Raw genomic sequence first — 11,470 nt, forward strand, 5'->3', positions numbered from 1 at the left:
GATGATATTGTAAATAATTTTAAAAAATTATATCTTGAAAAAAATAGAGAAAGATAGAATTATTAATATCTAAAAGTATTTAAGTTTTATATATTTTAATGATTTAGAAACTAGATATATTTAGAAACTAGATATATAATTATATTTAAAATTATTAAGTACCAAAATGACAAATATGTTTTGACATCTTGGTACTTAATGGTATTTCGTAATCTCTATTTTAATTTCCACTATTTAATAAATGAGAGTATTTAATCTAGAACCTTAAATAGGTTTGCCATTTCTAGTGCATTCATAGCACAATCATATCCTTTATTTCCAGCTTTTGTGCCAGCTCTTTCAATAGCTTGTTCAATATTTTCTGTTGTTACTATTCCAAATATAACAGGTAATTCATTATCCAAAGATACTTTTGCAATGCCTTTAGATACTTCACTACATACATAATCATAATGAGAAGTAGCGCCTCTTATAACACATCCTAAACATATTATAGCATCATACTTACCACTCTTAGACATTTTTTGAGCAACGAGAGGAATCTCAAAAGCTCCAGGTACCCAAACTACTTCTATATTTTCCTGAGTAACATCATGTCTTAAAAGGCAATCTTGAGCACCAGATAAAAGTTTTGATGTTATAAATTCATTAAAACGAGAGTTTATTATACCTATTTTCAAATCTTTTCCAATAAGTTTTCCTTCATATATCATTTTTATTTCCTCCAATTTTATTTAGGTTACAAATCTATATTTTTAGTATACATATATTATTGTAATAAAAATTACTTAGTAGAATAATAATTAAATACCATTAATTATATAATATCTAATAGATGTCCCATTTTATCTTTCTTAGTTTTTAGATATAATTTATTAAAATCATTGATTTCTTCATTAATAGGAACTCTATGTTCAATCTTTATTCCATATTTTTCTAATTGATTTATTTTGTCAGGATTATTACTTAAAAGGTTTATACTTTTTATATGTAAGTTTTTTAATATCTGAGCAGCGATATAAAAATCTCTCATATCTTCTTCAAATCCAAGCATTAAATTTGCTTCAACAGTATCATAACCTTCTTCTTGAAGCTTATAAGCTTTAATTTTGTTTAAAAGACCAATACCTCTACCTTCCTGTTTCATATAAATTAAAACACCACTTCCATTTTCTACAATTTTTTTCATAGAAGTTTCTAGTTGTAAGCCACAATCACATTTTAAAGAATGAAATACATCACCTGTTAAACATTCAGAATGAAGTCTAACTAGTGTATTTTCTTCATTTACATTTCCGTAAGTAAGGGCAATGTGTTCTTCATTTGAATAAATATCTTTATATCCTATGATTTCAAAATTTCCATATTTTGTTGGGAGAAAAGCACTAGAAATTTTTTCTATAGTGTTTTCATTTTTTTTACGATATTCTATTAAGTCTTTTATAGTAATGATTTTTAAATTATGTTTTTCTTTAAATATCATTAAATCATCAACTCTTGCCATTGTACCATCATCTTTCATTATTTCGCAGATAAGACCAATTTCCTTAAATCCTGCAAGTCTAGCAAGGTCTACAGAAGCTTCTGTATGTCCATCTCTAACTAGAACACCTCCAGTTTTTGCGATTAATGGGAATACATGCCCAGGAGTTTTAAAATCTTTACTTGTGGAACTTTCATTACAGAATAGTTTGACTGTCTCAGCTCTCTCATATGCAGATATACCTGTTAAAGTATCTATGCCATCTATAGTTACAGTAAATGCAGTTTGAAATGTGTCTGTATTTTCTTTAACCATAAGAGGTATATTTAAACTTTTAAATTTTTCTTCAGTAGCAGGAAGACAAATAAGGCCTCTACCATATGTAGCCATAAAGTTTATTGTCTCAGGTGTAGCCATTTCAGCTGCCATCAATAAATCTCCTTCATTTTCTCTGCTTTCATCATCAACTACGATTACCATTTTTCCATTTTTGATATCATTAATAGCTTCTTTAATAGTGTTAAACATGTAATTCACTCCTTTATTATTTTTAAAAACCATTTTTAAATAAAAATTCTTTATCTATGTTTGATTTATAGTTACTACTGTTAGAATTTAATTCCTTGTAGTTTTTTACAAGAAAATTATTAACATACTTTCCAATTACATCACTTTCTAAATTGACAAAGTCTCCAATGTTCTTTGTCAATAGAGTAGTGTTAAATTTAGTATGAGGTATAACAGAAACTTTAAATATTTCATCATCTAAATAAGCTATAGTTAGACTTACACCATCAATAGCAACAGAGCCTTTGTGTATTATTGTTGATAAAAGTTCTTTGATTGGTTGGATGCTTACTAAAACTGCATTTTCATCTTTTTCAAATTTACAAATAGTACCTTTACTATCAACATGACCTGTTACTATGTGTCCACCAAATCTAGAAGAAAGACTCATAGCTCTTTCAAGATTTACTTTATCATTTGGATTTAAAGAACTTAGATTTGTGGAACGAACTGTTTCCATCATGACATCAGCAGTAAATTCATTTTTACCTAAACTTGAAACAGTTAAACAAACTCCATTTACAGCAATACTATCTCCAAGATTTGTGCCATCTAGTATTTTATTTGATTGTATGGTGACCTTTCCACTTTTGCCATTAGCTGTAATTTTTTTAAGTATTCCGACTTCTTCTACTATGCCAGTAAACATTTTAACCTCCTAGACATGTATATTTATAAATTTAATTTAAAACATCAGACTCTACTAAAATATCTCCATCTATTAAAGTTACATTCTTAATTTCTAATTGTATAGCATCTGATAGGTAATTTATTCCATATCCAGAAACGAAGGTAGGAGCATCTTTTCCACCTATAATTTTAGGTGATAAAAATAATTTGACTTTATCAACTAAATTGTTTCTAAATAGACTGTCATTAAGTGTAGCACCACCTTCAACTAAAACAGAATCAATTTTTAATTCTCCTAATTTATGCATTACAAATTCTAAATCTACCATATTATTTTTTTTAGGAGAAAGTACTACTTCAATATTATTTTTTCTTAGAACTGATGATTTTTCACTATCTTCACAACACGTAAAAACTATGGTTTTATTGCTTTTATCTTTAACTACTTTGCTATCAACTGGTAATTTTAAGTTTGTGTCTATTATTATTCTTACAGGTTGAGATACATTTTCTTGGTTAAGTCTGCAAGTTAACAACGGATTATCATTTAAAACTGTGTTTATCCCAACCATTATACCTTGATATTTATTTCTATACTTATGACTTAAATATCTTGATGATTCATTAGATATCCATTTTGATTCTAGCGATTTTGTTGCAATCTTGCCATCCAAACTTACTGCTGATTTTACAATACAAAGAGGTTTTTTTGTTTTTATGTAGTAAAAAAATATTTCATTTAATTGTTTTGCTTCTTTTTCTAATACACCTACAGTAACATCAATATTATTGTCCCTTAGTTTTTTTACTCCATTACCACAAACGATTGGATTTGGGTCTAATGTAGATATTACGACTCTCTTAATCTTATTTTGAATAATTTTATCTACACAAGGAGGTGTTTTTCCATAATGAGAACATGGTTCTAAATTTACATAAAGAGTGGTATCTTTTAAACTTTGATTAGCACTATTTATAGCATTTATTTCAGCGTGATTAGAGCCAAATCTCTCATGATATCCTTTACCTATTATGTCGTTATCCTTAACGATTACACATCCCACTAATGGATTTGGATTTACAAAACCTTCTCCGTTTTTGGCTAATTCAATAGCTTTTTTCATATAATAAATATCTTTCTCTTTTTGGCTTATAAATTTCACAATATTTACACCTCCTATTTAAACTTAGATAATTTTTAAACAAAAAAACCTGAGAATTAACTCAGGGTTTAGAATAATCTACAATAAATATTGTATAAATGTATAGCAAAACTGCTCTACAAAAACACTTATTTAGCATATATCTTCTTCCATCCAGACTTTACTGTCGGCTTTGGAATTTAACCAAATCAACCAAGTTTTAACTCAGCTCGCGGGCTATACCGCCGATTGGGAATTTCACCCTACCCCGAAGATTAAGTATTAAATTTATATTTAGAATGTATCATAAATTATTTTACTTTGCAAACTATTTTTTGAAAAATATATGTTAATATATAATATATAACAGCTAGAAACTTTGGAATAATGCGATTGTGAATATAAAAATAAAAATTTGAACATAATCAGAAAAGAAGTTTAATTAATTTGAATTGGGAGAGAAATATATGAATAAAAAACCTTTAGAAATATTATCAAAATACTATGGATATACAAGTTTTAGAAAAGGCCAAGAGTCCATAATAAATTCTATTTTGAATAAAAAAGATGTATTAGCTATAATGCCAACTGGAGGAGGAAAATCTATATGTTATCAACTTCCAGCATTGATATTAGATGGGATGACAGTAGTGATTTCACCACTTATATCTCTTATGAAAGACCAAGTAGATGCTTTAAAAGCCATGGGAATCAATGCTGCTTTTATAAATAGTTCATTAGGAAACAAAGAATTTAATGAAATATTAAATAATATTAGAAAAAATACTTATAAAATACTTTATATTGCTCCAGAAAGATTAGATACCCAAGAATTTCTTGAACTAATAAATAATAATGACATAAGCCAAATTGCAATAGATGAAGCACATTGTGTATCTCAATGGGGACATGACTTTAGACTGAGTTATAGAAGGATTTCTACGTTTATCAATAGTTTGTCTAAAAGACCTATAGTCACAGCTTTTACAGCTACTGCATCAGAAGAGGTAAGAGCTGATATAATAAATTTATTGTGTTTAGAGAGTCCAGATTGTTACATAACAGGGTTTGATAGAGAAAATTTAGCAATAAATATAGTAAAATCATCTAGTAAAAATAAATATATTTTAGATTATATTCAAAATCATAAAAATGAGTCTGGAATTATATATACAGCTACTAGAAAAGAAGTTGAAAATATTTATAATGGCTTAGCAAAGAGAAATATATCTGTATCAAAATACCATGCAGGTTTATCTAAAAATGAAAGAAATAAGAATCAAGAAGATTTTATAAATGACAATATAGATATAATGATAGCAACAAATGCATTTGGAATGGGTATTGATAAGCCCAATATAAGATGGGTTATACACTACAATATGCCCCAAAGTGTAGAAAATTACTACCAAGAGATAGGGAGAGCAGGTAGGGATGGAGAAAAAAGTGAATGTATACTTTTATTTTCTCTAGGAGATGTACATATACAAAAATATTTAATAGATATTGGTGTTGAAAATCCTGAAAGAAAATTATTTCAACATAAAAAACTTCAGCATATGATTGATTTAGTTTATAGTAATTCATGCTATAGGAAGACAATATTAAGTTACTTTGGGGAACATTATGTAGAAAACTGTAATAACTGTAGTAATTGTTTAGTTGAAGGTGAAATAGTAGATAAAACTATAGATGCTCAAAAAGTTATTTCATGTGTAGCTAGAATGAAAAGAAGCTATGGTGTTACTACTATTGTAGATGTACTTAGAGGTTCCAAAAACAAAAAAATTTTACAACTTGGTTTAGATACTTTGTCTACATATAATATTATGAGAGATTACTCAAGTGAAGACTTGAAGAATTTTATAAACACATTAGTTTCTCATGGTTTTTTAGATTTAGTCGAAACTTTAGGTAGCGGAAACAGAGGAAGTTATCCAACTATAAGATTAAATGATATGTCTATGAAAGTTTTGAAGGGTGAGGCAAAGGTAGAATTTAAGGAAATTGTAATGACAAAATCCCTAGAAGTAGAAGATGAATTATATAGTGCTTTAAGAGAATTAAGACACTTAATTGCAAGTGAAGAAAAAATAGCTCCATATATGGTTTTTGGAGATGGAACACTTAGAGCTATGTCTAGTAGTTATCCAGTCAATAAAGAAGAAATGCTAAATATATCTGGAGTAGGAGAAATTAAATATCAAAAATATGGTGAAGATTTTGAAACACTAATAAAAGAATATGTCGAAAAAAATAATATTGATAAAAAGGATAAAGAAAAAAATGTCGATTTAATAAATGTTAATAGTGAATTTCTTGAAATTAATACAGATAAAGCTTTATATGAAAAGCTAGTAAATATTCGAGAAGAATATGCCAAGAAAGAAAAATTACTTCCATATATGATTTTAGCTAATAAGGCTTTGAAAGAAATAAGTGGAAGATACCCACTTGATAAAGAACAATTAAAGGATATTTCAGGTATAGGTGAAGTAAAAATTGAAAAGTATGGGGCTAGTATTTTAGATGAAGTTAAACAGTATGTAAAAGAAAATAATATTGATGTTAATTGGGAGAAAAAGAAAAAAAGAAAATTGATACTAGATGGAGAAAGCAGAAAAAACAATGAAATAGCATTAGATTTGTTAAATCAAGGTAAGGATATACAAAGTGTAAGTCAAGAAATAGAAGTATCTTTATCTACAGTTATTGGATATGTATATGATTATGTAAAAGATGGGCAAAGTATATCATTTACATTAGATTTAGAAAGTTTTTATAGTGAAGATGAAAAGAAGATGATTTTAGAAGTATGTGAAGAAGTAGGTTATGAAAATTTAAATAACATAAAAAGAAAACTTCCAGATTCAATAAAGTATGAAAATATAAGGGCTGTGATACTTAAATCTTATCTTGAAAATTCGAAAAAAGGTGTATTATTAGAGTAAAGTTAAGTGAATTAAAATATAAAATTTGTATTATTATGTTGAACTAATATTTTTGCTGTGTTATACTGAATTTGTAAAAATGATAAAAATTTAGAGCTAGGGGCGCTAGAATTGGCTAGCTGAGAGATAAAGCCGTAACTTACAAACCCTAATAACCTGATCAAGATAATGCTTGCGAAGGGAAGCTTTGTAATATAATTTTGTTATATAAATAGATAAATTATTCTGTATAGTGAGAAATTTGTCTAAGTGTATATATGATTATAAGAGTGCTTTCCAAAACAAGGAAAAGCACTTTTTTTATTGTTAAAAACTATAACTTTAATCTTGGAGGAATGTAATATGAATTATACAACGCAAATGGATGCTGCTAGAAAAGGCATAATAACTAAAGAAATGGAAACCGTTTCTCAAAAGGAACAAGTAGATGTAAATGAATTAAGAGAATTAATAGCAAAAGGACAAGTTGTTATACCTGCTAACAAAAATCATAAATCCTTAAGTGCAGAAGGTGTAGGTAAAAATTTAAGAACAAAGATAAATGTAAACCTAGGAATTTCAAGAGATTGTAAGAATATAGAAAATGAACTTGAAAAAGTTAAAGTGGCAATAGACATGAAAGCTGAAGCAATAATGGATTTAAGTAACTATGGAAAAACTAGAGAATTTAGAGAAAAAGTTGTTGAAATGTCACCTGCAATGATAGGTTCGGTTCCTATGTATGATGCAGTAGGGTATTTAGAAAAAGAACTAAAAGATATAACAGAAGAAGAATTTTTAAATGTAATAAGACAACATGCTGTTGATGGAGTTGATTTTATTACTATACATGCTGGTCTTACTAGAAGTGTTTGCCAAAAGATAAAAAATCATGAAAGATTAACTCATATAGTATCTCGTGGAGGTTCATTATTATTTGCTTGGATGGAGTTAAATAATAAAGAAAATCCTATTTATACTAATTTTGATAAGATTTTAGATATATGTGAAGAATATGATGTTACATTAAGTTTAGGAGATGCTTGTAGACCTGGCTGTATAAAAGATTCTACAGATGGTGTTCAGATTCAAGAACTTGTAGTATTAGGAGAGCTTACTAAAAGAGCATGGGAAAGAAATGTACAAGTCATGATAGAAGGACCTGGACATATGGCTATTGATGAAATAGAAGCAAATGTAGTGTTAGAAAAAAGACTATGTCATGGAGCACCTTTTTATGTTCTTGGTCCATTGGTTACAGATATAGCACCAGGTTATGACCATATAACTAGTGCAATAGGGGGAGCATTAGCATGTGCTAAAGGAGTAGACTTTTTATGTTATGTAACTCCAGCAGAACATTTAAGATTGCCTAATTTAGATGATATGAAAGAAGGGATAATAGCTGCTAAAATAGCCGCTCATGCAGGAGATATAGCTAAGAATGTTAAAGGAGCTCGTGAGTGGGATAACAAAATGAGTAAAGCTAGAGCAGATTTAGATTGGTGTGAAATGTTTAGACTTGCGATAGACCCTGAAAAGGCTAAAAGATATAGAGATGAATCAACTCCTACTCATGAAGATAGTTGTACTATGTGTGGAAAAATGTGTTCAATGAGAACAGTTAAGAAAATATTAAACAATGAAGAACTTAATTTAATATAATTTGTACAGAACATTAGTTGAATAAAATCAAAAGGAGGAGGTGATTTAGTGAAGGTTAATGGAAAGAATATTGAATTCGAAGAAAACTTAACTGTTATAGATTTGTTGAATAAATATAATTTGAAGAGCGATAGAGTTGTAGTTGAGATAAATCTAGAAATAATTGAAGAATCCAATTACAATACATATATATTAAAAGATGAAGATGTTGTAGAACTTATTAGCTTTATTGGAGGTGGTTAAAATAAAAATATTTGTAAATGAAATATTAACAGATGTTGAAGAAAATACAACTGCCTATAAAGTTAGAGATAATTACAATCATAAATGTGATGTATTGGTGTTGAATGGATATCCAATTAAAGCCGATATTCCACTTTCTGAAAATGATAAATTAACACTTATACAAAAAGGGGTTAAACCTTCTTTTGATGAGCTAGAAAGCTTGTTGATTGCTAGACATACTCCAAATGTGCATAATAAATTAAAAAAAGGAAGAGTTGCTATATTGGGACTAGGTGGACTTGGGTCCAATATAGCTATCTCTTTAGCTCGAATTGGAGTTGGAGAACTTCTACTTATAGATTATGATGTTGTAGAGCCATCTAATTTAAATAGACAGCAATACTTTATAGATGATATAGGAAAACTAAAAACAGATGCTATGGTAGAAAATATAACAAAAATTAATCCATTTATAAAATTAAAAAAGCAAAATGTTTTTTTAAATAAATACAATATGGATGTACTTAAAGAAGCAGATTTGATAATTGAAGCTTTCGATGATGCTTCGTGTAAAGCACAAGTTTGTAATTATACATTAATAAATTTGAAAGATAAATATCTGATAGCATCATCAGGTATGGCAGGTTACTATGATTCAAATATAATAACTACTAAGAAAATAAGAGATAGATTTTATATATGTGGAGACTTTGTAAATGAAGCTAAAATTGGAGAAGGACTTATGGCTCCAAGAGTAGCTATTTGCGCAAATCATATGGCAAATTTGGCAACGCAAATACTGATAGATATGTAAACGCATGAATCAGAAAATAAAAAGATTGAAAATTGAAAAAATTAATCTTGGGAGGAAAGAAAATGGATAAATTAATACTTGGAGGACATGAATTTAATAGTAGATTATTGGTGGGAACAGGTAAATATGGTTCAAATGATATATTGCCTAAAGTAATCAAAGAAAGTGGAAGCGAAATAATAACAATGGCACTTAGAAGAGTAGATTTAGATAATAAGCAAGAAAACATCTTAACATATATTCCAAAAGAAATGACTATACTTCCAAATACATCAGGAGCTACTAATGCAGAAGAAGCTGTAAGAATAGCTAGAATATCTAGAAAAATGGGTTGTGGAGACTTTATAAAAATAGAAGTAATATCAGATACTAGATACTTACTTCCTGATAATGAAGAAACTATAAAAGCCACAAAAATACTTGCTGATGAAGGATTTATAGTACTTCCATATATGACACCAGACCTTTATGCTGGAAGAAGACTTATAGAAGCTAAAGCAGCAGCAGTTATGCCTCTTGGTGCTCCAATTGGTTCGAATAGAGGTCTTCAAATGAAAGAAATGATAAAAATAATGATAGATGAATTAGATATACCAATAATAGTTGATGCAGGTATTGGTAAACCATCTCAAGCTATGGAAGCTATGGAAATGGGAGCTGATGCAGTACTTGTTAATACTGCTATAGCTTCAGCAGGTGACCCTGTGCAAATGGCTAGAGCATTTAAGTTAGCTGTAGAAGGTGGACGAGAAGCTTATATAGCAAAAGCAGGAAGTGTATCAGAATTTGCAAATGCATCTTCTCCTTTAACAGGTTTTTTAGGCAATTTATAGAAAGTGGTGATTAATGATGAGTTTTTATGAGGTAATAGAAAAATATAGGGATTTTGATTTTGATGGATATTTAAATAATGTTACAGACAATGATGTTTTAAGAAGTTTATCAAAAGACAAACTTGAGGATTTTGATATATTAAATTTACTTTCTGAAACTGCTGTAAAACATTTAGAAGCGATGGCACAAAAAGCACATAAATTAAGTGTTCAATATTTTGGAAAGACAGTCTGTCTATATACACCAATGTACATAGCAAATTACTGTGTAAATCAATGTGTTTATTGTAGTTACAATATAAAAAGTGGAATAAAAAGAAAAAAACTAACTATGGATGAAATTAGAGAGGAAGGAAATGAAATTTCAAAAGAAGGTTTCAAACACCTACTTGTTTTAACTGGTGAAAGTAGTTTTCATTCAAGTGTAGAATATATAGGTGAAGCTATAGAAATATTAAGAGATAAATTTCCATCTATAGGAATTGAAGTATATCCGATGGAAGTGGATGAATATAAGTATATTGTAAACAAAGGTGTTGAAGGTCTAACTGTATACCAAGAGACTTATGATGAGGAAATATATAAAAGAGTACATTTAAAAGGGCCAAAATCAAATTATAAATTTAGATTAGATGCTCCTGAAAGAGGAGCAAAGGCAGGAATGAGAACTCTATCAATAGGAGCACTTTTAGGATTAAATGATTTTAGAAAAGAGACATTCTTTACAATATTGCATGGGAAATATCTAAAAACAAAATATCCTCATATTGAGCTTTCATATTCAACACCAAGAATGAGACCATTCAAAGGTTGTTTTGAAGAATTAGTAGATATAAGCGATACTGATTTAGTTCAAGCTATGGTTTGTATGAGACTGTTTGACCCTCATGCAGCCTTAAATATATCTACTAGAGAAAATTTAGAAATGAGAAGTCATATAGTACCTTTAGGGGTAACTAAATTAAGTGCAGGTGTATCTACAGATGTAGGAGGCCATTCTCAAGATGAACATGATACTGCTCAATTCAAAATAAATGATGAAAGTACTGTTGAAGATATAGAGAAAATGCTAAATTCAATTGGTTATCAACATGTATTTAAAGATTGGGAAAGATTTTAGATGTATTTGATAACAAATAGAAATTTATGTAGTGAGGAACGATACTTAGAGGTTATTAAAG

General features: G+C 28.6%; 10 protein-coding genes and 2 riboswitches. Of the genes, 6 read left to right on the plus strand and 4 right to left on the minus strand.

Going from position 1 to position 11,470, the window contains the following annotated elements; translation table 11 throughout:
- Nucleotides 1-251: 251 nt before the first annotated feature.
- The 4 genes from ribE to ribD form a co-directional block, all read right to left on the minus strand.
- Complete coding sequence (ribE, locus tag KGF50_RS17415) at nt 252-713, minus strand: 6,7-dimethyl-8-ribityllumazine synthase (protein ID WP_227433190.1); 462 nt, start codon at nt 711-713, stop codon at nt 252-254.
- 104 nt (nt 714-817) lie between these two features.
- Nucleotides 818-2,011 (minus strand): bifunctional 3,4-dihydroxy-2-butanone-4-phosphate synthase/GTP cyclohydrolase II, encoded by a 1,194-nt coding sequence (locus tag KGF50_RS17420; RefSeq protein WP_227849235.1) that lies wholly within the window; start codon nt 2,009-2,011, stop codon nt 818-820.
- 22 nt (nt 2,012-2,033) lie between these two features.
- Entirely contained in the window at nt 2,034-2,699 is a 666-nt protein-coding gene (locus tag KGF50_RS17425) for a riboflavin synthase (protein ID WP_227849236.1), read from the minus strand.
- A 31-nt stretch (nt 2,700-2,730) separates the two neighbouring features.
- Nucleotides 2,731-3,843 (minus strand): bifunctional diaminohydroxyphosphoribosylaminopyrimidine deaminase/5-amino-6-(5-phosphoribosylamino)uracil reductase RibD, encoded by a 1,113-nt coding sequence (gene ribD / locus KGF50_RS17430; protein WP_227849237.1) that lies wholly within the window; start codon nt 3,841-3,843, stop codon nt 2,731-2,733.
- Between the two features lie 137 nt (nt 3,844-3,980).
- Nucleotides 3,981-4,102: riboswitch (FMN riboswitch) on the minus strand.
- A 187-nt stretch (nt 4,103-4,289) separates the two neighbouring features.
- Here ribD and recQ point away from each other — a divergent pair.
- From recQ to thiH, 6 genes are all read left to right on the plus strand, one after another.
- Nucleotides 4,290-6,773, plus strand: a complete 2,484-nt coding sequence (recQ, locus tag KGF50_RS17435) for a DNA helicase RecQ (protein WP_227849238.1) — start codon at nt 4,290-4,292, stop codon at nt 6,771-6,773.
- A gap of 88 nt (nt 6,774-6,861) precedes the next feature.
- A riboswitch (TPP riboswitch) is annotated at nt 6,862-6,973 on the plus strand.
- 142 nt (nt 6,974-7,115) lie between these two features.
- On the plus strand, nt 7,116-8,417 hold the full coding sequence (thiC, locus tag KGF50_RS17440) for a phosphomethylpyrimidine synthase ThiC (protein ID WP_227849239.1): 1,302 nt from the start codon (nt 7,116-7,118) through the stop codon (nt 8,415-8,417).
- Nucleotides 8,418-8,465: 48 nt separating this feature from the next.
- Complete coding sequence (gene thiS / locus KGF50_RS17445) at nt 8,466-8,660, plus strand: sulfur carrier protein ThiS (protein ID WP_227849240.1); 195 nt, start codon at nt 8,466-8,468, stop codon at nt 8,658-8,660.
- Complete coding sequence (thiF, locus tag KGF50_RS17450; protein ID WP_227849241.1) at nt 8,653-9,456, plus strand: sulfur carrier protein ThiS adenylyltransferase ThiF; 804 nt, start codon at nt 8,653-8,655, stop codon at nt 9,454-9,456. Before thiS ends, thiF begins: the two co-directional genes overlap by 8 nt.
- 62 nt (nt 9,457-9,518) lie before the next feature.
- Complete coding sequence (locus KGF50_RS17455) at nt 9,519-10,289, plus strand: thiazole synthase (RefSeq protein ID WP_227849242.1); 771 nt, start codon at nt 9,519-9,521, stop codon at nt 10,287-10,289.
- Between the two features lie 16 nt (nt 10,290-10,305).
- Nucleotides 10,306-11,409: a 2-iminoacetate synthase ThiH gene (gene thiH, locus KGF50_RS17460; protein ID WP_227849243.1), complete on the plus strand. Its 1,104-nt coding sequence runs from the start codon at nt 10,306-10,308 to the stop codon at nt 11,407-11,409.
- Nucleotides 11,410-11,470 lie beyond the last annotated feature (61 nt).

Source organism: Clostridioides sp. ZZV15-6598, assembly GCF_020657705.1.
Lineage (GTDB): Bacteria > Bacillota > Clostridia > Peptostreptococcales > Peptostreptococcaceae > Clostridioides > Clostridioides difficile_F.

Bases quoted from the DNA above. Each gene is read 5' to 3' on its own strand.
- KGF50_RS17420 (WP_227849235.1), bottom strand. From the start codon at position 2,011: ATGTTTAACACTATTAAAGAAGCTATTAATGATATCAAAAATGGAAAA.
- thiC (WP_227849239.1), top strand. From the start codon at position 7,116: ATGAATTATACAACGCAAATGGATGCTGCTAGAAAAGGCATAATAACT.
- ribE (WP_227433190.1), bottom strand. From the start codon at position 713: ATGATATATGAAGGAAAACTTATTGGAAAAGATTTGAAAATAGGTATA.
- thiH (WP_227849243.1), top strand. From the start codon at position 10,306: ATGAGTTTTTATGAGGTAATAGAAAAATATAGGGATTTTGATTTTGAT.
- KGF50_RS17425 (WP_227849236.1), bottom strand. From the start codon at position 2,699: ATGTTTACTGGCATAGTAGAAGAAGTCGGAATACTTAAAAAAATTACA.
- recQ (WP_227849238.1), top strand. From the start codon at position 4,290: ATGAATAAAAAACCTTTAGAAATATTATCAAAATACTATGGATATACA.
- KGF50_RS17455 (WP_227849242.1), top strand. From the start codon at position 9,519: ATGGATAAATTAATACTTGGAGGACATGAATTTAATAGTAGATTATTG.